Source organism: Candidatus Margulisiibacteriota bacterium, from assembly GCA_018822365.1.
GTDB lineage: Bacteria > Margulisbacteria > WOR-1 > O2-12-FULL-45-9 > XYB2-FULL-48-7 > XYB2-FULL-45-9.
The window spans coordinates 21,393-43,919 of the sequence record JAHJKL010000084.1 but is presented as its reverse complement, the minus strand read 5'-3'; the positions used below and the strand labels follow the sequence as shown (position 1 = coordinate 43,919).

Sequence of the window (22,527 nt, the reverse complement as noted above, 5' to 3'; positions counted from 1 at the left end):
TAAAATCACGACCACCCTGGCCGGTGGCGAAACTTATGATCTCCCGCTAACCGCGCAAAACAATTTCTTGCCCGAACTGGACAATGTTCCGGCAACATTCCTGAAAAAAGCCAAAGTTCTATATATCAACTATCCCAATAATCCAACCGGCGCGGTAGCCGACCTGACCTTTTTTGCCAAAGCGGTCACTTTTGCCAAAGCCAACAACCTCCTGCTGGTTTCCGACCTGGCTTATTCGGAAATGGGCTACGGCGGTTATAAACCGCACAGCATCCTGGAAGTCCCGGGGGCCAAAGAGGTCGCCATAGAATTTCACTCTCTCTCCAAAACTTACAACATGACCGGTTGGCGAATCGGCATGGCGGTTGGCAACAGCGTCGCTGTCCAGGCACTAGCCACCATAAAATCAAATATCGACAGCGGCGCTTTTAAGGCGATCCAGTTTGCCGCGATTGAAGCGCTCTCGTCAGAGCAAAGCTGCGTGGCTAATAACAACGCGGTCTTTGAAGAGCGGGCCAACCTCCTGGTCAAAGGATTAAATTCCCTTGGCTGGAAGATGAACAACCTGAAAGCGACTTTTTATGCCTGGGTCCCGGTCCCCAAGGGAGAAACCTCAGCCTCGTTCACCGAAAAACTGCTCGATAAGTGCGCTATCTTGGTCGTGCCGGGGAGCGGCTATGGCCCTTCCGGCGAAGGGTATGTCAGATTGGCCATTACTTTACCCAAAGAGCGGATCAGCGAAGCGATCGACCGCCTGGCCAAAGCCCAGATCCGCTTTTAACTATGGAAGTCCTTGTCGCTAAACACGCCGGTTTCTGCGTCGGGGTGGAAAGAGCCTACAAGATCGCCCTGCAAGACACCGGAGAAAAACCGGTCTATATGCTGGGGAACCTGGTCCACAACAAGCAGGTTGTCGCGCGGCTCCAAAAGCAGGGGATAAAAAGCGTTCGCTCGCTGTCGGAGATCCCGCTAAATTCCGGCGGCACCCTTCTGATCTCCGCTCACGGCGTCCCTCCAGCAATTTACCAAGAAGCCAGGGAGAAAGGCCTGAAGATCGTCGACACCACTTGCCCCTGGGTCAAGAAGGCGCAAAAGATCGCCGCCGAGCTGGCCGACCGTGGTTGCCGGGTGGTAATCGTTGGCGACAAGGGGCACGCGGAAGTAAAAGGATTGCTTGGCTGGAGCGCCGGGCAGGGAACGGTGGTTGAATCCCCGGCTGATCTTGATAGGCTATCAGCCAAAGAAAGCTGCCTTGGAGTGATCGCCCAAACCACCCAGTCGGAAGAACGCTTTTTAAGTATCGCAAAGGCCTTGTCTGATAAATTTGGCAAGACCGAGGTCCACAACACCATCTGCGGAGCCACTTCACAGCGCCAGGGGGCCGCGATCGAGCTGGCCAAACAAGTCGATCTGATGCTGGTCATTGGCGACAAAATGAGCGCCAACACCAATCGGTTGACCGAGCTTTGCGCCAAGACCGGGACAAAAACTTATCAGATCGAAACCGCCGCTGAGCTCGATCCCTCCTGGCTGACCGGCAAAGAAAAGATCGGAGTAACCGCTGGGGCCTCGACCCCCGAATGGGTGACCGGCGAAGTTATTAGTCGGCTCCATAGTATTATGTTATAATACTATCCAGGTAATTTTCCAAGCAATGAAAAGAGTTGTTTCTTTAATAATTGCTTTCACCATTTGCGCCGCTTCCGCGGCGGTCCAAGCGGAGCGTTTGGAAAAAATCCGTCTTGGCTACTATCCCGAACGGATCAGGGCAGTTTTTGACTTCAACTCGATCTTCAGCTACTCGCCGGAAGAAAGCAAAGAAAAGATCACCCTCCACTTTCCCAACGCCGAGGCGAGCCGCGATATTCCCAGCTACGTCGAGGTCAACGACGTCATTGTCCGCTATTTTGAGGTGGAAAAAGAAGGGAGCGGCCTCAAGATCACCATCCCGCTGGGGGAACCGATCCCCTACAACATTTTCGCCCTGACCGAGCCGTATCGACTGGTCGTTGATTTTGACCGTGATTTCACCAATTTAACTTCCGGCGGAACCATCATCGACGGGGTTGAGGCTTTGACCGTTAACAAAGGGACCCAGAACGGCCGGGTCGTCGCCCAGGTTTTAAAGGTCGACCCGACCAAAGCTGACCTCGCTCCGGCCCTGGCCAAGAAACACAAGCCTAACACCCTTGGCTCTTTTGCCAATGTTCTTTCTCCCTGGGCGAATAAGGATGAAGACAAAGGGGATCAGCATTTTTTTCGGGCAACGGTCGGGGGAATTGCCGAAGAGCAGGGAGCGGTCGCGGCGATCAACGGGACCTATTTTGCTTATAACGGCAAGCCGCTCGGCACCCTGCTGATCGATAAAGAACTGGTCTCTACCCCGATCTACGACCGGACCGCCCTGATCCTGTCTGACGACGGCAAGGCGTTTGTCGATAATATCCAGATCGAATGCTACTTCAACTCCCCCGCCAATGAACGCTTCGATATTACCGGTGTCAACCAGGGGATCGGTAATAATTCGATCATCATGTATACCCCGGTCTGGGGAGAAAAGACCGGCACCAGCCGGGGGGGGGTTGAGTTGACCGTGGTCAATTCAAAGGTCGCCGGTATCGGCCTGGCGAATTCCTCGATCCCGCAAAACGGTTATGTTCTGTCGGTCACCGGAACGGTCAGCCAGTTCATTACCGATAAGTTCAAGATCGGCGACCCGGTCGACCTGCATATCAGGGTCATCCCTTACGCCAGCTCCCCTCACAGCATCCTCCACCTTGTTTCCGGGGGGCCACGGCTGGTCAAAGAGGGGCAGGTCTATGTTTCCAAGCACGAAGAAAATTTCCGGCCGGATATAGCCAAAAGCCGGGCGGCCCGCTCCGCGGTCGGCATTACCAAAGACAACAAGATCCTTCTGGTCACGGTTGACGGCCTCCCCCGCCAGAAAAAGAACCGGAACGAAAAGAGCAGTATCGGGATGACCCTTGAAGAGCTAGCGGAATTAATGATCAATCTTGGGGCGGTCGAAGCAATGAACCTGGATGGCGGCGGCTCCACCACCATGTGGATCGACGGTAAAGTTGTCAACCGGCCGGCCAACGGCTACCCATCACTGGTCAGCAATGCCCTGGTGATCCGGCCTAAGTTCTAACCTCGCGATTAACCGCGCAATTAATTGCGCGGTTAAATCGACCCTAGTTAATGTCAGTAGAACTAACCACGGTCTCGGTAATAAAATACTCTTTGAATTCTTCAGACAGCGGAACTTTGCCGTCCCAGCGGCGGACAACATCGGCCTGGCGCTCAATCACGGTCGAAGGGATCTTGGTCACGCTGTAGAACGCCCCTTCGGCCAACCCGTCAACCGTTTCCATGTCATAAAATGATAGTTTAGCGACCGAATCATCGATCTTCCAGCGGCCAAAAAACGTCTCGAACTTTTTCACCGTTGTCTTGCAAAACTCACAGCCCGGCTTGCCAAATACTTTTACTTCCATTTGTTTTTCCATTTCTTTTCTCCTTTATATTATAGATCGGCGGAACGGAACCTGTCCTTTAGCTCTCCCATTTTACCCTTGTTCCACCCGGGAACGCGGGAAAAATAACCGGTGATCCTGGTGATCCCCTCAATATTGGCCGAACTGCAATGGGGGCAGCGTTCAACCAGCCCCCGGGTCACCTTGCCGCAATCGTCGCAGGCGGTAAACTCCGGCGAGAAAGCGATCTGGGCGTTATCGGTGTTCTTAAAGGTCTTGATCACAAAATTTGCGATCGACCTGGCATCGGGGCTCGATTCGCCGAGCCAGATATGGGTCAGGGCGCCGGCATCGATCAACGGGTGGAACAACCCTTCCTGCTTGACCCTGTCGATCGGGCTCATTTTATGCGCCACATTAATATAAGTCGAATTGGTGTAATAGATCTCCGACCCTTCGTAATTCCCCTTGATCACGCTGGTCGCCTGGGTCGGGAACTGCTGAAGGTCGAGCCGGGCAAAGCGGTAGGCGGTCGATTCGGCCGGGGTCTGCTCCAGGACATAATGCAGGTCGTACTTTTCAGAAAGCTGTTCGCACTTTAGCTTCATGAACGAAATGACCTTCAAGCCAAAACGGACCGCTTGCGGATCTTCGTGCAGCTCCTTGCCAAAATGGAACTGGACCAGCTCGTTGAGCCCCAGCACGCCGATCAAATGGGTAACCCGCCGCAAACGGAGATAGGCTTCTCCATCCCGCTTCATGGCCAGCAGAGAGAGAGGACCGTCGGCTCCTTCCTTCAACAAGGCTTCAATGAACCGCCGTTTCTCCCGGTGAGCCTGCGCGGCGATCTCCAGCTTTTTTTCGATCTCTTCGAACAGTTTTTTCTCGTCGCGGGCGGCAAGATAGGCGAGCCTTGGCAGATTGATCGTTACGTTCTGGATCGCCGAATAGCGCATCCGCCACGGCTCCCGAGCATCCTGCAGATCGGAATAATCGAGCTTAAATGAAAGGCGGCAGCATTCGGAGATCTTGGCCGTTTCTCCCCGGTCAAAAACAAAGTAAGTCGTCCCTTTCTCCGCCGCGACCCGGGAGATCAGCTCCAAAAACTCCTCATGCCCGGGTGTGGCAAAGAACTTTTCGGTCATGTGGACCAGCGGCTTGGGAAAAAAGAAAGGACGTCCCACTCCGTCCCCTTCCAGGTAGACCTCGAACATCGCGGTGGCAAAAGCCTGGGCCTCGGCCATGTAGCCGCCGTAGTTCTTGCCGGTATATTCTCCTCCCGGCCCCATCGCCGGGACCGTTTCAAAATGTTTGGGGATCTCCCAATAAATGTTAAGGTCGGAAAACAGCCCCTGGCCGCCGCGGGCGACCGCCGCGGTCGAGAATTCCAGGATCAGCTGACGGGCAAGTTTTTTAACCTGCTCCGGTTTTAACCCGACAATGAACGGGGCCAGAAAAATATTGACCGCGTCCCAACCGATGGCCCCGGCAAAATAGCCATGGAGGGCGATCGAAAACTTCACGACCTGCGAAATAAGCTCCTCCGGTTCGCGCGCCGGCTTTTCCATCCCCCGCGCGTCAGGCAGGTCGAGCCCGAATTTTTTCACGAACTCGATCGACTGGCCGCTGCAATAAGGACGGTCGGCAAAGCCCAGGTCGTGCAGGTGGATGTCCCCTCTCATGTGGGCATCGGCTACCGGCAGGGAAAAAACATTAAGCAGAGCGAATTCTTTTTTTATGTTCTCCGCCAGGGTCAGGTTGGTCGCTTCCGGCGAATGCGGGGTATTGGCATTCTCTTTGTTCTTATGGAAAATTATCCTCTTTACGTCATAGACCGGCACCCCGAGGCGGGTATGCTTGCGCCGCGCTTCTTCCAGCCCGTACTCAAGCAGTTTGACGTCGACCAGCTCGCGGATCAGCGGAGAAGTGATCGTCTTGACCGCCATCGCCTTGATCTGTTTTTCCACTTCGATCGCGATGATCATGGCGATCTCCGGCTTGAGCTCGGTCTCCCTGATCAGGGCGTCAATGATCCGGTCACGGTCCCAGGCAACAATGTCGTCGGTTGACGTTCGGACAAAGACCGACAGGTCGGTCGCTTCTTCTTCCTGCCGGAGAGCAGGTTTAGCTGTTAACGTTTCCATTGCGGTACCTCTCTTTTAATTCGGCCAGCTTCCCCTTGTTCCAGCCGGAGACCCTGGAGAAATAACCGGTGATCCTGGTTATCCCTTCAATATTCTCTGACTGACAATACTGACACTTGTCGCGCAGGCCGCGAGTGATCTTGCCGCATTGGTTGCAGGACGTAAATTCCGGCGAAAACGCGATCTGGGCGTTCTGGGTGTGGCGAAAGGTCTTGGTCACAAAATTCGCGATCGATTCCGGGGAAGGTTTGCTCTCCCCAAGCCAGACATGGGTCAGGGCGCCGGCGTCGATCAGCGGGTGGAATAGCCCTTCCTGCTTGACCCGGTCGATCGAGCTCATGGTATTGGAAACATTAAAATAGGTTGAATTGGTGTAGTAGATCTCGTTGGTCCCCTTCTGCCCCTTGACCACCCGGTTCGCCGCTTCCGGAAAATGCTCCCGGTCAAGCTTGGCAAAGCGGTAGGCGGTCGATTCGGCCGGGGTCTGCTCCAAAACAAAGTGCATGTCAAACTTTTTGGTAAGCTCTTCGCATTTCAGCTTCATATGGGAAATGACCCGCAAGCCAAACTTGAGAGCCTCCGGCGACTCATGCAATTCCTGTCCCTTGTGAGCCTGGACAACTTCATTAAGCCCCAGGATCCCCATCAGGTAACTGACCCGGAACATTCTCAGGTACTGCTGACCGTCCCGGTTCATCGCCAGGAGAGAAAGCGGGCCCCTCTGGCCGGCCGCCAGGATCTCGGAAATAAAGGTTTTCTTCTGGAGGTGGGCCTTGGCCGCCAGTTCCAGGTGCTGATCGATCAATTCAAAAAGCTTGGCATCCGACCCTTCGGCTTTAAAAGCCAGCCGCGGGAGGTTGACCGTGACATTCTGCAGGGCGGAGTAGCGCATCCGCCATGGTTCTTTGGCATCGTCCAGGTCCGACTGTTCCAGTTTGAAAGAGAGGCGGCAGCATTCTGAGATCTTGGCGGTCTCCCCCCGGTCAAACACAAAATAGGTGTTCCCCATTTCGGTCGCGACCTCGGAAATGTGCCGGAGGAACTTTTCGTGCCCTTCGGTCTCAAAGAATTTTTCGGTCATGTGGACCAGCGGCTTCGGGAAGAAGAACGGGCGGCCGGAGCCGTCCCCTTCTTTGTAAACGTCAAACATTGCCCAGACAAAACGCTGGGATTCCTTGATGTAATCACCGTAAGTTTTGCCGGTGTATTCCCCCCCCGGGCCCATCGCCGGCACTTTTTCAAAATGTTTGGGGACCTCCCAGTAAAGGTTGATGTCTGAAAAGATCGCCTGGCCTCCCCGGGCGACCGCCTGCTGGCTGTATTCATAGATCATCATCTGGGCAATCTGCCTGATCTCGGCATCAGACATGCCTACCAGGAACGGGGCAAAGAAAATGTTGACCGCGTCCCAGCCGATAGCGCCGGCAAAAACCCCTTGAAGGGCGGCGGAGAATTTAACCATTTGCGCCAGAAGGACTTCGGCGTGCTTGGCCGGTTTGGCGATCGAAAGGGCATTGGGAAGGTCAAGTCCGAACTTTTTAACGTACTCAACCGACTGGCCGCTGCAGTACGGGCGGTCAATAAAGCCCAGGTCGTGGAGATGCAGGTCTCCCCGCATGTGGGCATCTGCAATGTCGGACGAAAAGACAGAAAGCAGGGCGAATTCTTTTTTAATGTTCTCTGCCAGGGTCAGGTTGGTCGCCTCCGGACCATGGGGAACGTTGGCGTTCTCCTTGTTCGGGTTGAATATTATGTTTTTTACGTCGTAAAGCGGCGACCCCAGGCGGGTGTGTTTGCGCCGGGCGTCTTCCAGGCCGTACTCCAAAAGCTTGACGTCAACCAATTCGCGGATCAGCGGAGAGGTTACGTTCTTCAGGTTCAAGCTCTTTATCTGGACCTCGACCTCTTTACCGATCATTTCGGCGACATTCTGGTCGATCCCGGTCTCGCGGACCAGCGCGGCTACGATCTTTGCCCGGTCCCAGCCGACGATATCTTCTTCCGAGGTCCTGACAAACAACGCCAGGTCGGTCGAATCGTCAAATTTACTCATTTTTTCTGCCATTAAATCAGTGGACATCTATGTACCTCCCGGTTAATTCTTCTACTTCTCTCTGGAACTCAGAGACATGTTCGAACTTCCGATATACCGACGCGAACCTTATGTAAGCGACCTTGTCTATTTGGTGCAGTTTTTCCATAACCAGCTCTCCGACCTTCGAACTTATTACCTCCCTCCCCGCTTCTCGATGCAATGCCTTTTCCACTTCATCAACGATCGCTTCCATGATCTCCAGAGAAACCGGCCTCTTTTCACAGGCCCGCAGTATCCCGGTCAAGACCTTTTGCCGGCTGAATTGTTCCCTCCGGCCATCCCTTTTAATGACCAGTACCGGGCGCTCTTCGATCCTTTCGTAAGAAGTGAACCGTCCCCGGCAGGAAAGGCATTCCCGGCGGCGGCGAATGGTCTCGGCATCGTCCACTTCTCTGGATTCCAGGACCTTGTCTTCTATGCTATCGCAAAATGGGCATTTCATAGATTTAGTGTGCTGGAAAGATTACCACGCTACCTGTGGGGGAGTCAATAGCCTATTTTCCCCTTAATTGGGAAGGGTTTCGCCGATTTTTACGTCGTGTCCAGCCAGGAAACTCTTACAGGATAAGCGTTTTCCGCCTTCCTGCTGCAGCTCAACGATCAACAAATGCCCAAGTCCGGTGGCAACAACCATCCCTTCGTCTTTGATCATAGCGACTATTTCTCCGGGCGCGGTTTGAGCTGTCATTTCAGGCAGTTCTACCGGTTTAACCTTGAAGAGCTTCAGCTGCCTACCCCTATATATAGTGTGGGCAGCCGGCCAGGGAATGGTCCCTCGAACCAGATTTGCTATCTCTGCAGCAGTTTTTCGCCAGTCTATTGCTCCGCTCTCCTTACTAAGTGTGGGGGCAAAGGAGCATTCGGTCTCAATTTGCGGGGTTAAAACAGCTTTGCCGGCCGCGATCTTCGGCAGCAGTTCCAGCAGCAGTCTTTGGCCAACCTCAAAAACCTTCTTTAGCAGGGTTTCGGCATCATCTTCAGGAGCGATCGGGACCGCCCGCTGGGATAAGATCGGCCCCGCGTCCAATTGTTCGGTAAGCCTAAATATGGTCATCCCGCTCTCTTTTTCCCCTTTGATCAAGGCCCATTGGACCGGAGCCGCCCCACGGTATTTTGGCAAGAGAGAAGCATGAAGATTAATAAAACCATTCTTAGGCAGGTCCAGGATCTCCCCGGGAAGGATCTGCCCGTAAGCGACCACCACCCCAAGATCGGGCCGGAGCGACTCCAGGATCGACTTGAAAACTTGATCGTGCCGGATCTTTTCCGGTTGTTCCAGAGGAAGGCCATTTTTCAGGGCCAACTCTTTGACTGGAGAGAAAGAAAGCTGCTGCCCCCTCCCCTTTGGACGGTCAGGTTGGGTCACGACCCCTACAATTTCAATCTCCTTTTGTTTTAATAATAAGGCAAGCACCTCTGCCGCCGGGCCCGGAGTACCAAAAAACACCACTCTCATAAGACTTCTTCCTTCGGCTCTTTCTTGGTGACAAATTTGATCAGGCTCGGGTCTTTCACCCGATCAACCAATACCTTGCCGTTCAAATGATCGACCTCGTGCTGGAAAACGGTCGCCAAAAACCCGTTGGCTTCAATTTCTATTCCCTTTCCGTCCCGAGACAGCCCTTTAATAATTATACGCGAGGCTCGTTCAACTGGCGCTTCGACCCCGGGGAGAGAAAGGCACCCCTCAATATAACATTGGGAGCCGCTCTTTTTGGTGATCCTTGGATTAACCAGCGAGATCGGTCCGGCCCCAATATCAACGACGATTACCTGGAGTGATTGGCCAATTTGCGGCGCCGCCAGGCCAACTCCCGGGGCGGCATGCATGATCTCGATCATTTTATCGATCAAACGGACCACTTCAGCGGTAACTTTTTTAACCGCCCTGCACTTCTTTCTCAAGATCGGATTTGGGAATTTAAGGATCGCCATATTTGAATTATATCCTACATTATATAGTAAGAAAACCCTATTATAATAGGTTAAGCGGATCGACATCGATCGCTATATGGACACCCTCAGGTTTATATTCCTTCAAGATTTTTTTAACAATCGCCCGGCCTTCTTCCATTTCCCCTTTGATCAGCAAGCGATAGCGCCACTCGCCATGGAGCTTGTTGATCACCGCCGGAGCCGGCCCCAAAATTCCATCCGGCTTTTTTGCCATGATCAAACGGCCAACTTCTTCAGCCGCCCGCATAGTTCGTGAAGCCTCTACTCCGGTAAACAGCAGGCTGATCAGCCGGGAAAAAGGGGGATAGCCAAGTTCCCGGCGGTGAACGATCTCCTGCCGGTAAAAAAGCCCATAATCCTGTTTGGCGGCCGCTTGAATGGAATAGTGGTCGGGCATATGGGTCTGGACGATCACTTTACCTGGCAGATTATGGCGCCCGGCCCGCCCCGCGACCTGGGTTAATAGTTGAAAGGTATATTCGGCCGATCTAAAATCCGGCAGATTAAGGGCGGTGTCGGCCGACACGACGCCAACCAGCGTAACTCTGGCGACATCAAGCCCCTTGGCGACCATCTGCGTCCCGATCAGGACATCGGCTTTCCCTTCGGCGAAAACCGCAAAAAAGGATTCGTGCGAACCCCGTTTACTGACCGAGTCCCGGTCGTAGCGGAGGATCCGGGCGGCGGGAAAAACATCAGCGACCTCGTTCTCAATCCGCTGGGTCCCGGTCCCAAAATAGCCGAGCGAATGGCCGTTGCATTGCGGACACCTGGGCGGAGGCGGGGTATTAAACCCGCAGCGGTTGCACAACAGCTTTTTCTCGCTGCTATGGTAGGTCAGCGAGATGGAGCAATGGGGACAGTGAAGGGGAAACCCGCAGTCGCGGCACTGCACATAGGTAAAATAACCGCGCCGGTTGATAAAAAGGATCGCCTGCTCCCCCCGCTCCAGGGTTTGACGGAGTTCGTCGCTAAGTCTTTTGGATAGCAGCCCCCCCTTTTCCCGGCGCATATCAACGATCTCGACCGGAGGCAAGGGACGGGAATCGATCCTTTTGGGCAAGGTTAATTTTACTAAATTGTTTTTTTCTGACTGGTAGTAAGTCTCGACCGAAGGAGTGGCCGAACCAAGGATAATTGTTGCCCCGGTCAATGACGCCAGATAATTGGCGGCTTCCCTGACATGATAGCGGGGAGCATTGTCCTGCTTATAAGAACGCTCGTATTCCTCGTCAACAACGACCAGGCCAAGGTTAACAGCCGGAGCAAAGATCGCGGAACGGGCCCCCAGAATAATTCTCGCTTCTCCGCTGGCGATCCTCTCCCATTCCCGGCGCCGCTTCGCTCCGGTCAGATCGCTGTGGACCAGGGCAATGCCGTCCCCGAACCGGGCTTTAAAGCGCTGGACCAATTGAGGGGTCAGCGCTATTTCCGGGACCATTATGATCGAGCTTTTCCCCTGGGCCAGCGCCTGCTGTACGCTTTTCATGTAAACTTCGGTTTTGCCGGAGCCGGTCACCCCAAAAAGGAGGAAAGTTCCGCCGGCCGACTTTTCGATCGAACCGACGATCCGACCGACCGCCATCTGTTGGTCGGCTGTTAAAGCCGGGCCGAGACTTTCACCTTCTGCCCTGGCTTCTGCCTGCCGCTTCCTTGTTTTCGCCTTCAGGCTCTTGATGTTCTTTTTCCCGGGAGGCATGACCAGCCGCAACGCGGAAAGACGGAAAGCGCAGTAGTATTCGGCCACCCAGTTGGCCAGTTTTACCTGATGTTCATTGAACAGCAGCTGCTCGCTGACTATCTCTTCTATCTCCCTGACCTGTTCGACCTCGGCCCGTTCGACAAAACCGGTGATATAACCGGTCTCGCGGCGCCGGCCAAAAGGGATGGCCACCGCCTGGCCGATCTTTATTTTGGGGAGGAGCCGCTCCGGGATGGCATAGTGATAGATCTTGTCGATCCGTTCCGCCGCTTTTGAGAGGACAACTTCGGCATACATTAAAAAAGCGCGTCAAGTATCCGGGAGGCAATTTCCGCTTTTTCGGCCAGCGGAAGGTCGGTGCTCCGGCCTTGCCGGTCAATTAAAGAGACCCTGGCCTGGTCGCGCCCGAAATTATCCGGTCCGTTAGCGACAATTAAATCAAGGTTCTTTTCTTCCAGTTTCCTTTTGGCGTTCGCTACCTGGTCATCGGTCTCCAGGGCAAAACCGACCAGCTTTTTGCCCCCCTTTTTCAGGCTTTTTAAAATATCGGGAGTTTCTTCGAGCTCCAGGGTCAGCTCGCTGGTTTTTTTGATCTTTGACCGCTGGTTTTTTACTTTAAAATCGGCCACTGCCGCCGCCATGATCACCGCATCGGCGCCTGAATAATGCCCGTTTACCGCGGCCAGCATCTCCTGGGCCGACTCAACTTTGACCAGCCTAACATCGGCCGGGACCGGAAGGTCAACATTGGCCGCGACCAGCGTCACGGCGGCGCCGCGGCGGCGGGCCTCGTTAGCGATCGCGTATCCCATTTTTCCCGATGAACGGTTCGCGATATAGCGGACCGGGTCGATCGCTTCGCGAGTCCCTCCGGCCGTTATTAAAATATTTTTTCCTTTGAGGTCCTGGGGTGGGAGAAGCAGTTCAATTATCCTGGCAACAATAACTTCCGGCTCGCTCATCCGGCCGATATCGCTTTCGCCGCAAGCCAGCTTCCCTTCGACCGGACCAATGGTTTCCCAGCCAAGCTTAACGATCTTTTCCACGTTGGCCGCGACCGCCTGATTGCGCCACATTTCGCAGTTCATTGCCGGCGCGATCAGCTTTTTCGCGGTTGTTGACAGCGCCATGGTGGACAGAGCATCGTCAGCCAAACCATTGGCGACCTTACCGATCATGTTGGCGGTCGCCGGCGCGATCACTATTAAGTCGGCTTTTTGCGAGAGGGAGATATGCGGAACAGGACTGTTTTGAAATTCCTGGGAGTAAAGATCTGTAACAACCGGATTGCCTGATAATGTACGAAAAGTCAACGGGCCTACCAACTGGGCCCCTTCCTTGGTCATCACCACCCAAACATCGGCGCCAAGGTCCTTTAAGCGGGAAACCAGCATCGCGGCTTTGTAAGCGGCAATACAACCGGTAACCCCTAAAATGATTGTCTTGCCTTTTAACATAATTTACCCGAAGCCGTTATTTCTTCTTTTTCGGCTTCTCTTTCGGCTTTTCCTTGGCCCCTTTAGCTAACCGGTCAAGCTGGGATGGGGCGTTCTCGTCATCGTCAGCCAGCAATATTTCCTGCGGTTTTTTACTGTCGGCGCTGGCAACCTTGATCCGGAACTTATCGGCAGCGATCTCCCGGAGAGCGGTGATCACCGGATTGGTCGGATCAAAATTGTCGATATAAGGGAGGGACCCGTCCGAAACCTGTTTGGCGCGGGCAGAGGCGGCATTCACCAATAAAAACTTGTTCTTGGCCTTGGTCAATAAATTATCAACTGATAGTTCTGTCAATTTAGCAACGTCCTTTCTTTTTCAACATTTATTATCGCCCTGATCTTGTCAGCGGCAGATTCGACCTTATCGTTTACTACAATGTAATCGTATTTTTCCATCACCTGGAGCTCCGCAATTGCCGCCCGCAGGCGATAGTTCATGACCTCCTGGTCTTCGGTCTTTCGCTTCTTCAGCCGGAAAGCCAGAATATCGACCGATGGCGGGATCAGGAAAACAAAAACCACTGCCGCTTTTAACGCCGCTTCTTCCACCGATCGTTTGATCGAAGCCGCCCCCTGGACATCAACTTCCAGGACTACCACTCCGCCCCTGGACAATTCCTTTTCAACATAGGAGCGCGGTGTCCCGTAATAACTCCCGTGGACCTTGGCCCATTCCAGAAGTTCGCTGTTTTTAACTAACTGGTCAAACTCTTCCTGCGCAACAAAATAATAATGTTCGCCGCTCGCTTCACCCGGCCGAGGCTGTCTGGTCGTCATTGAAACCGAAAGAGAAAGGTCCGGATTTTTCTTTAAAAGACGGCGAACAACCGTTGATTTCCCGACCCCGGAAGGGCCGGAAATCACTACCAGCAGGCCGCGTTTGTGCCGGGCTTTTTTGGTCATCTATTAAGTAATTTTAGCATATTCAATCCATTAAATCAAGCGGCCGGGGTTGACAAAGAAGCTGGCGGCGTTTAGAATTACCCCACGCTTGAATTAGGAGGTTTGCTAATGAAAAGAGTACTTGTTCTTTTGGCTTTGCTGGGTTCGCTGGTTTCCTCGAGTTTCGCTTTTGAGTCCGGTCTGCTTCCTTATGGTGTTGGGGCCAAATATGCCGGTATGGGGGGGGCCGCCGCCGCTATTGTTGACGATATCACTTCTTCTTACTTTAATCCGGCAGGAATAGTCAAATCAGGCCGGGTCGAACTCAAGCTTGGCGCCGGCGCCGCGACCGAAGGGTTGGCCGATATCATGACCGTTTTCGGCAACGTCTCCGATCCGGCCAAATTCATTTCTGACAATGTTTCAAATACTATTAATGTTAACGGCAACCTAAACGCCATTATTGGCTTAAATATCGCCAAGATCGGTTTGTCGGTCATCCCGGTCAGTTCGCTCAACTTTGTTAAACCGGCCGGCTTCAATGGGAACGCTAACGCGATTATGGCTTATGAAGGGATCTTAACCCTCGGGTACGGCCTATCGACCCCATTCCTGCCGATCGCCACGCTTGACCTTGGGGCAAACATCAAATATGTTGGAGCCGGCGCCGCAACTGTTGCCGCCAGCTTAAATAGCGGCACAAACAGTGTTACTACCTACACCGGAACCGGTTTTGATCTGGGAGCCAAAGCCAAGATCGATACTCTGGCCATTCCATTCTCCGTTGCGGTTGTCATCAAAGATCTGGGCGAATCCTTAAGCGGGACCACCAAGGCCTCGACTTCAACTTATGATCCGATTACCGGAACAACAACGACCTCCCCGGCGACAGAAACCAACGTCAGCCTCACCGCGCCGCAAACAATCGTCATCGGCGCCGCGACCACCGTTCCCGGCATCGGGCTCAAAGTCGCCGCCGACATCGATTCGGTCGGAAGCACTTCATACCAAGGGGCTTATAGCGTCACCCATCTCGGGGTTGAATATCCTTTGGCGATCCTGGCCTTAAGGGCAGGCTTAATTACCGGGGGACCAGGCGGCAGCATTTCCATGACCACCATTGGGGCCGGGCTTAACTTCTTCGGCAACCTGAACATAGCCATGGTTCTGGACGGCAAGAATACCAAGAACAACCAAATGGTATTCGACACCGGATTCGCGTTCTAATTAACATATTAAGGAGGAAGAATTATGAAAAAATTACTTAGTTTGGCTCTGCTTCTGGCCCTTGGCCTCTTTGCGGTTTCCGGCTGCGGCACCACTACGGGGGGAACTGTTTCCACGACCATTCCAACCGCCGCGGCGGCCACCAGCATCGGGGCGCTTGCCTCCACCAGTTTAACGGTCGACAATAATATCCTGGGGGTCACCGCCTATGCGACCTCGGTCAAGTCAAGCCAGGTCAGGGCTTCATCGCCAACCACCCCGGCCTATTCCGGCGGCTGGTGGACCTCTGCTGCCACCTGGGCTGAAACCTTCGAAGGATTTTCCTACACCTACGATTGGCAGTATCAGTTTAAAATTTGGAACACCGCCGGGACTGAGATCACCACCCCTGCCGGGCTGGACCCGGGCGGCGATGGGCTGAGCGCTTCTGATGTCAGCAAGATCTGGGCCTATGTCACTTTTGACTACACCTTAACTACCACCAGCGGAGCCTTTACCACCCATTATCAATTTGGCGAAAGCACCGCCAAGCCCTTTAAAATGGAAGGGTTTGGGACCGCCTCCCGCCTGATGGACGGCTACACCAAGTACACCGGAAGCTATGGCGGGGATTCCTATTCCATTTCCTTTACATACAGCGCTCTTTCGCTCACTTCTACCGGATACCCGTCCGGTTCGGTCAGCTTCTCATTCTCGGTCAGCGCCGGTGAAGCCTATGCCGGAACGATCACCTATGACGGGACCAATACCGCCCTTCTGACCTTTACCAGCGGCGGGACCGGAACCTACGCGATCAACCTGGACACCGGGACAACCACGGTCGCCGCGGCCTACTAACGCTTTTTTAGTCCTATGATCAGCAGGGCGGACTTTTGTCCGCCCTGCTTTTTTATGCTATAGTTAATTCTCACCTGCCGGGTGGGGCTTATGCGAAAGTTATTATCATTAATCATTCTCTCTCTGCTTACCTGCTCAACCCTTCACGCCTTTTCTCTCCAAGACTGGAAAAATTCGATCGACTTATCGATCCGCGACCAGGCGGAGAAAAGTTTTGCCGAACTTTTTAAGACAAAAGTTTCGATCAGGGAAGCGGGAGGGATTGTCGTTGGACAGATCATTCTCAAAGGGGTCTCGATCAAAGATATCGGCGAGATCGAAAAAGTCGTGCTCACCTTTAACCCGATCACCTTCGCGATCAACAAAGGGGACATTCTTCCCTCCCTAACCAAGCTAAGCGTGATTAACGGGAAGATCAGGATCGCGCGCGATCCGTCAGGGAAATGGAACCTTGACCCTCTGCTCCCCAAACCAAACGAGAAAGCCGCGCCTCCTCCCCCCTTCTCCGGACAGATCGTCCTCGACAACTGCGAAATCGTCTATACGGATCAGGTTGGGTTTAAAACCGAACCGGCCGATTTCCAGGTCACCGCCAAAGGGGTTAACGGCAAGGTCGACCTGGGAAAGGTTGAGCGGATCATCTTTTCGGTCTCCGGCAACGTTCCGGAAAAGGTAATCGCGGCCGGCCTGGTCAACTCAAAGACCGGACGTTACGAATTAAGCGTGACCGCCGAAAAACTTTCTTTTAACAAATGGGGAAGTTACACCATCCCGCTTCCCGGCCTTTCGCCCGAACAAGGAACTGTCGACCTCTCCCTGAAAATTGCTCCGCCCAGAAAAAAAGGATGGGCGGTTTCGCTTAGCGGCAAGGCGGTCTTCCATGACGCGGCGGCCAGGTTCAACAATTACCAGCTAACCTCGGTCCAGGGGAGGCTTTTCATGGCGGACGAAAGCCTGGCTTTCCAAGGGATCACCGGCCGGTTAAACAATTTGCCGGCAACCGTCAACGGCCGCCTGACCAATTTCCAGAATCTTGATCTGGCAATTGGGGTCAAAGAAGGAAAGATCAGCGACCTGTTCACCGTTTTGCCAGCCCTAAAAACCGCTCAAGTCAGCGGTTCATTTAACGCCAGCCTCGATCTTGGCGGAACGATCAGCGCGCCCAACCTCACCGGCACCGCCCAGGTCATAAAAGGGGTGCTTTACGATCAGCCTTTTTCCGGCGGCGGCAAGATCTCCTACGCCCGGCAAACGTTTCAAGCCAGCCTTAATAATGTTGTTTTTTATGGTGGGAAAATTTCCGGGCCGATCGCCATCAACCTGAGCGGGCCTCCCCAGCTCGACCTGAAACTTAACATTAACGACCTTGATCTTGCTCTTTTATCGCGAAAAGCTCCGGGAATAGCCGGGCTGGCCGATGGCAAGCTGTCGATCGCCGGCCCCTTTTCCCGTTTAAGCGGGAGCCTGGCCGGCAATCTATCCCGGACCACAGTTTTTGGCCAACCGATGAATTCACTCAAAGCCGACTTCCAGATCAAAGAAGGAGCTTTCTACCTCGACCGGTTTACCGGTGAGTCGGCACAGGCCACCTTCAGCGCCAAAGGACAAATTAGCCGGGACCTGGCCTTTGTCCTGCAAACCGAAGCAAACGGACTGAAACTTTCCGGCCAGGGAATTTTTGGTCCGATGCGCGCCACTCTCAACCGTTTCAAAGGGCGGCTCGCCTGGAAGATCACCCCCGCCTTCCTGGCTTCTCCGCTCCGGAACATGGAAGCGGCCGGGGAAGCCTCTTTAAGCGACGGCAATATCGGCGGTCAGCTTTTCGACCAGGCCGACGGGGTCATCGAGCTCGACCACGGCAGAATAAATATCAAGAACGCCTCGCTGCAAAAAGGGGGATCAAAGCTCATGGTTTCCGGACAGACCGGGATCGGCACAGAGACCAATCTGGCTTTTTGGACCAACGGCTCGCTTTTACAGGACTATCAAATACTGAATTATTTTTTACCGGACGGGTTAAAGTCTCCGTCCGGCCGTTTTACCGCCAGCTTTGAAGCGACCGGTTACCTGCCGGCAGAAACAAAACTGGTATCGATCGATCAACTGCTTGATTTAAACCTTGACGGCCGGCTCGCTTTATCCGACGGCAAGGCTGGAGGGGTTGAGATCAACGAAGCCCTGGCCGGACTCGTCTGGCGGGACAGATCGCTTTTAATTAAAGATGGCCGGTTGTTCGGACCGCTCATTCGCCTGACCGCCAACCTGGCATTCTCCGACCGTTCTTTATCCGGCACTATTAATGGGGCAACCGACCTTCTCTCTCTTCAGGAGTTCACCTACCGCTATGGGCGCTTCTCCGGCGAGCTTGGCGCGACGATCAGCCTAAGCGGGACCCCCAGCGCGCCGGCCGTCGCCGCGACATTCCGGGCTGACAAATTACAGATCAACGACCTTTACCTCGACCAGGTCGCGGGGAGCGTTTATTACGCAAACGGCCGGCTCCAAAGCCTGACCCCGATCCTTTTTCGGGAGGAGCAAACCAGCCTCTATCTCAATGGCCTGGCAACCATTGACCTGCGGGCACCCGAGGATTCAAGTCTCGATCTTGAGATAAAAACCGAAAAAGCCGACCTGGCCGCGATCTATCAGCTGCTCCTGGGGATCCAGGGGGAAACTTATCGCTGGGGAATAACCTCCATTCAAAAGATCGCGCCTCAGAAGATATCTTTGGCCAACCTTTCATATTCGGCTCAACGCGTCAAAGAAGGAAAGACCGTTTGGTATACCGCCGATCCGCAGGCCCCCAATTTTTTGCGCAACTGGGGCAGACTGCGCTCTGAATTTGAAAAAAAAGCGGCGACCGTCCCGAGTGAAAACCTGAAGGGGGAACTTAAGGCCCGGCTCACGGTCCAGGGGAAGGCCAGGGCACCGTCAGCGACTCTCCAGGCCAAGATAATAGACGGGGGGATCGGCAGTTTTCTTTATAATTCGTTACTATTCAACGCTTCGCTAAACAACCAGAAGATCGTTATCGATAAAGCAATTCTCGAAAAAGATCGCGGAGAGATATCCGCGATCGGGGAACTTGACCTTGGCGGCAGCATCGACCTAAAGATCAAAGCCAGAGAAATGTCGCTCGACATTTGCAACATTCTTTTCCCGGGAAAAGAATTTAAAGGGCTGTTTAATTTAGACGCTAAAGTTGCCGGGCCCCTGCGCTCCCCCGAATTTTCACTGATCGCCCGGGGCCGAAACAATCTTGCGGCCGGCGCTAAATTTGATACCTGGTCAACCCGCCTTGACTACCAAAAAGAGAAACTGGCGATCAACCAGCTGTTGATCAGGACCGGCAATGATCTTTCAACCATTGAAGGAACCGTTGTTTTCGCCAACCCTGCCAGGATCGATCTTCAAGCCAGGATCAACAACGGCGGGTTCGGCCTGATAAATTTATTTAACAATGAAGTCTCATGGGTCAAAGGGGAGGCAAATTTAAGCCTGAAAGCCGGCGGCCGTTTAGCTGAGCCGGTCATTGATGGCCTTATAACTTTAAACAATGCTGAAGTCAAACTAAACTCCCTCGCCTCAAGCCTGCAGAATATTAACGGGAGCGGCCAGATCAATGCAAGCCTGCTTAATATGGGGTCCCTAACCGCGATCTGGGCGGGAGAGAGGACCCGCTATTTTCCAAATTCACTCGGCCTGGCCGGCTATATCGACCTGAAAAAAGCTCTCGGCGAAAACCCGGAGATCGACCTCAACCTGGCGGTCAGCCCGACCAGTCTTTATGCGGCTTTCCCCAACTTGTTTGTCGGCTCGCTCAAAGTCGGCCAGCTGGCGATTTACGGGCCGCTTCGTTTTGACTTTAGCGCCGGCCCGACCCTGAAAGGAGCGCTGGAAATCGACAATTCCGTGATCACCCTCTCCAAATCAAGCGGACAACAGGAAAAGATCGTCCCTTTTAACTTTGATCTTCAAGTCGATCTGAACAAGAACGTATATGCCGTAATGGGAGATATTGGCACGATTGATCTAAGCAACATTTTCATGAACCTGGAGATCGAAAGCCAGGGGTTACGGATCTCCGGCGACATGAGAGCCCCCACCCTGCTGGGAAAGATCCAGGTAAAGAGAGGGACCCTTAACCTGCTCAGCCGGGAATTCACCCTCTTAACGGCCGATCAACAACAGCGTTATTTTCCGTACAACTCGGGAGAGCTCACGGATAATGTGGCGATCTTTACCGGCGAGAAAGGGACCGAAGGGTATCTGCCAAACATCAATATCACCTCTTTGGTCAATGTTGAGGACACCGAAAGGGACTCTGACGGGAACCTAAAAAAGAAAAAAGTCATTATTATTTCCAAGCTGGTCGGACTTATCGGCTCAAAAGAGGAGGCCCGCGGCCTCAAGATCCATCTTACCGGTTTTGCCGAAGACAAAAGCAAGTCCCCCCCGGAAATGATCGCGGCAAATTACAGCGAATCGGATCTTAAAGTTTTGCTCCTGCCAGATTTTATTAAAAGCCTTACCGGGATAAAAACCAGCGGCGAACAGGGGTCCGGCGGCTCGCAAGTGGACACCAATGTCGTCGTTGCCGATTTTGTCAGCAGCCGGATCCAGGCGATCCTCTTTCGCGGCCTGGAGCGGGAGGTTGAACAAAAACTTGGACTGGAAAGCCTGACCCTGGAATATAATCTCGGCCCCAAAGTCAGAGAAGCGATGGGGGTTAGGGATATCAACAGTTTACAGGAAGATCGGCCTGCCTGGAGCGTCGGCTTTGTCAAAGGCTTCTTTGACCGGCTTTATCTTGACATCCGCTATGCCCAGTCCGGGGAACAGGCGGTGGCCGACGCGGCGCAAAACTCATTTAATTATCAATTAACCTTCAAAATCGACCGTATTTGGTCTATAATATACTACCGGGAACCGATCAATTTAAACGAACCGGCGACCGGCTATCAAAAAGTCACTTTAAAGGCCGGATTCTATCTTTGGTAGAGAAGGAATTTTCATGAAAAAAATATCTATTGTCCTCTTGTTAGGAATAACGATCTTGTCCGGCGGGCTTTTGGCCGCCCCGAAAAAAGCGGCCGAGGTTGAACTGGTCCCGCTCATTACCGCCATTGAGGTCAGGGGGAACTCGGCAGTGCCGGAAAAAGAGATCGTTGATGTCATTTTTAGCCGGGTCGGCAACACCATTACGGACGACAAGATCAGGGGGGACTTGAAAGCGATCTATACTCTCGGCTATTTTGCCGACGTTTCCTCTTCGTTCGAGGCTTTTGCCGGCGGATCAAAAGTGATCTTCAATGTCGTTGAAAACCCCAAGATCAACACCATTGTCATTGAAGGCAACTCCGTCTATTCGACCGCCGAGCTCCAGGCCAAGATCAAGACCAAGCCGGGAAATCTTTTGAACTTCAAAGGGCTGCAGGATGACATCGCGATGATCAACGAGCTTTACAAAAAAGACGGCTACATGCTCTCCCGGATCGCCGATGTAGATACCGACAAAAAAACCGGGACCCTGACCTTCAAGATCGTTGAGGGGCGCCTGGAGTCTATTGTCCTGGCCGGCAATGACTCGACCAAGGACTATGTTATCCTCCGGGAATTTAAATCCTTGCCGGGAACGGTCCTGAACGAGGTCCAGCTGAAGAAAGACCTGCGCAACGTCTTCAACCTTGGCTTCTTTTCTGAGATCACCCCCAATTTTGAACCGGGAAGCACCAAAGACAACATCGTTCTGGAGTTGAAGATCAAGGAGTCGCGGACCAGCACCATTAACTTTGGCGGCGGCTGGGGGGAGCGCGAAGGGGGCTTTGGTTTTATTGACCTCTCGATCAACAACCTGATGGGGACCGCCCAGGGTCTGTTGATCCGCGGCCAGGTCGGGCAACAGCTCTCGTCATACCAGTTCAAATACACCAATCCCTGGTTCTGGCCGGAAAAGCTTGGCGACAAAACCTCTTTCACCTTTCGCCGCTGGCTGACCGTCGGCCGGGACGTTTTCCAGACCGACCAGCAGGCGCAGTATAACGGCGCCGACGTTTCATTCGGTAAACCTCTCAGCGGCAACTACAGCGTCACCTTCACCCTGGGCCGGGAGAACGTCGATCCATACGGCGGCTCAACTTTTGAGGCTTACATTTCCAACACCCTGGCGGTAACCCTGGCGTTTGACACCCGTGATTTCTGGCTCAACCCTAAGGAGGGGCGCTATTATACCCTCGAACTAAAACAGGGGTTCAAACAGGCAAGCGCCAACTCAACCTTCTCCAAAGCAACCCTAGACCTTAACCATTATTATCCGGTTGCCGACAACCAGGTAGCCGCCTTCCATAGCGGGTTTGGCGCCGGAACAGGGGATGTGCCGATCGGCGAGCTTTACTGGGCCGGCGGAGCCAACACCGTTCGCGGCTACTACCCATCGGAAGCGCACAAAGGGACCCTGAAGATCATCCTTAACGCCGAATACCGTCTTAATTTTTCCGACATGTTCCAGGGAGTATTTTTCTACGACTGGGGGAACGCCTGGAGCGGCGACGCGCCTGACACCGCCAACTTCCTTTCCGGCTGGGGTCCAGGGATGAGGATCAATACCCCGCTCGGCCCGATCAGGCTTGATTACGGGGTCCCGGCCGGCAAGACCTTCAGCGAAGGGATCATGCACTTCTCGATCGGCCAGGCGTTTTAACGCCCAATG

General features: G+C 53.6%; 17 protein-coding genes. 7 read left to right on the top strand and 10 right to left on the bottom strand.

Annotation, left to right across the window (positions count from 1 at the left end; all coding sequences use genetic code 11):
- The 3 genes from KKF06_08285 to KKF06_08275 form a co-directional block, all read left to right on the top strand.
- Positions 1-781: aminotransferase class I/II-fold pyridoxal phosphate-dependent enzyme (locus tag KKF06_08285; GenBank protein ID MBU1617750.1), on the top strand; the 781-nt coding region annotated here is incomplete at its 5' end.
- A 2-nt stretch (positions 782-783) separates the two neighbouring features.
- Positions 784-1,629: a 4-hydroxy-3-methylbut-2-enyl diphosphate reductase gene (locus tag KKF06_08280; protein ID MBU1617749.1), complete on the top strand. Its 846-nt coding sequence runs from the start codon at positions 784-786 to the stop codon at positions 1,627-1,629.
- Between the two features lie 25 nt (positions 1,630-1,654).
- A complete protein-coding gene (locus KKF06_08275) occupies positions 1,655-3,151 on the top strand; it encodes a phosphodiester glycosidase family protein (GenBank protein MBU1617748.1) in 1,497 nt (498 codons plus the stop codon).
- Between the two features lie 43 nt (positions 3,152-3,194).
- On the opposite strand, the gene KKF06_08270 is transcribed toward KKF06_08275, so the two are convergent.
- The 10 genes from KKF06_08270 to gmk all read right to left on the bottom strand — a co-directional run bounded on the left by KKF06_08270 (position 3,195) and on the right by gmk (position 13,775).
- Positions 3,195-3,509, bottom strand: a complete 315-nt coding sequence (locus KKF06_08270; protein MBU1617747.1) for a thioredoxin family protein — start codon at positions 3,507-3,509, stop codon at positions 3,195-3,197.
- A 17-nt stretch (positions 3,510-3,526) separates the two neighbouring features.
- The gene (gene nrdD / locus KKF06_08265) at positions 3,527-5,620 is read right to left on the bottom strand and encodes an anaerobic ribonucleoside-triphosphate reductase (GenBank protein ID MBU1617746.1); all 2,094 of its coding nucleotides are present in this window, start codon (positions 5,618-5,620) and stop codon (positions 3,527-3,529) included.
- Positions 5,601-7,700, bottom strand: a complete 2,100-nt coding sequence (gene nrdD / locus KKF06_08260) for an anaerobic ribonucleoside-triphosphate reductase (GenBank protein MBU1617745.1) — start codon at positions 7,698-7,700, stop codon at positions 5,601-5,603. Before nrdD (KKF06_08260) ends, nrdD (KKF06_08265) begins: the two co-directional genes overlap by 20 nt.
- Entirely contained in the window at positions 7,690-8,157 is a 468-nt protein-coding gene (gene nrdR, locus KKF06_08255; protein MBU1617744.1) for a transcriptional regulator NrdR, read from the bottom strand. The genes nrdD (KKF06_08260) and nrdR overlap by 11 nt, the downstream gene beginning before the upstream one ends.
- Positions 8,158-8,220: 63 nt before the next feature.
- The gene (gene fmt / locus KKF06_08250; protein ID MBU1617743.1) at positions 8,221-9,171 is read right to left on the bottom strand and encodes a methionyl-tRNA formyltransferase; all 951 of its coding nucleotides are present in this window, start codon (positions 9,169-9,171) and stop codon (positions 8,221-8,223) included.
- Positions 9,168-9,650 carry a peptide deformylase gene (gene def, locus KKF06_08245; protein ID MBU1617742.1) on the bottom strand — a complete coding sequence of 161 codons (483 nt, stop codon included), beginning with the start codon at positions 9,648-9,650 and terminating at the stop codon, positions 9,168-9,170. Before def ends, fmt begins: the two co-directional genes overlap by 4 nt.
- Before the next feature lie 40 nt (positions 9,651-9,690).
- The gene (priA, locus tag KKF06_08240) at positions 9,691-11,670 is read right to left on the bottom strand and encodes a primosomal protein N' (protein MBU1617741.1); all 1,980 of its coding nucleotides are present in this window, start codon (positions 11,668-11,670) and stop codon (positions 9,691-9,693) included.
- Positions 11,670-12,830, bottom strand: a complete 1,161-nt coding sequence (gene coaBC, locus KKF06_08235; GenBank protein MBU1617740.1) for a bifunctional phosphopantothenoylcysteine decarboxylase/phosphopantothenate--cysteine ligase CoaBC — start codon at positions 12,828-12,830, stop codon at positions 11,670-11,672. The genes priA and coaBC overlap by 1 nt, the downstream gene beginning before the upstream one ends.
- Before the next feature lie 16 nt (positions 12,831-12,846).
- On the bottom strand, positions 12,847-13,167 hold the full coding sequence (rpoZ, locus tag KKF06_08230; protein ID MBU1617739.1) for a DNA-directed RNA polymerase subunit omega: 321 nt from the start codon (positions 13,165-13,167) through the stop codon (positions 12,847-12,849).
- Complete coding sequence (gmk, locus tag KKF06_08225; GenBank protein MBU1617738.1) at positions 13,164-13,775, bottom strand: guanylate kinase; 612 nt, start codon at positions 13,773-13,775, stop codon at positions 13,164-13,166. The genes rpoZ and gmk overlap by 4 nt, the downstream gene beginning before the upstream one ends.
- A gap of 108 nt (positions 13,776-13,883) precedes the next feature.
- Between gmk and KKF06_08220 the strand changes: the two genes are divergently transcribed.
- The 4 genes from KKF06_08220 to KKF06_08205 all read left to right on the top strand — a co-directional run bounded on the left by KKF06_08220 (position 13,884) and on the right by KKF06_08205 (position 22,518).
- Positions 13,884-14,981, top strand: coding sequence for a hypothetical protein (locus tag KKF06_08220; GenBank protein ID MBU1617737.1), 1,098 nt, complete (start codon positions 13,884-13,886; stop codon positions 14,979-14,981).
- Positions 14,982-15,005: 24 nt separating this feature from the next.
- Positions 15,006-15,818, top strand: a complete 813-nt coding sequence (locus KKF06_08215) for a hypothetical protein (GenBank protein MBU1617736.1) — start codon at positions 15,006-15,008, stop codon at positions 15,816-15,818.
- Positions 15,819-15,908: 90 nt separating this feature from the next.
- Positions 15,909-20,819, top strand: a complete 4,911-nt coding sequence (locus tag KKF06_08210) for a hypothetical protein (GenBank protein ID MBU1617735.1) — start codon at positions 15,909-15,911, stop codon at positions 20,817-20,819.
- A 13-nt stretch (positions 20,820-20,832) separates the two neighbouring features.
- Positions 20,833-22,518, top strand: a complete 1,686-nt coding sequence (locus KKF06_08205; protein MBU1617734.1) for a BamA/TamA family outer membrane protein — start codon at positions 20,833-20,835, stop codon at positions 22,516-22,518.
- Positions 22,519-22,527: the final 9 nt, after the last annotated feature.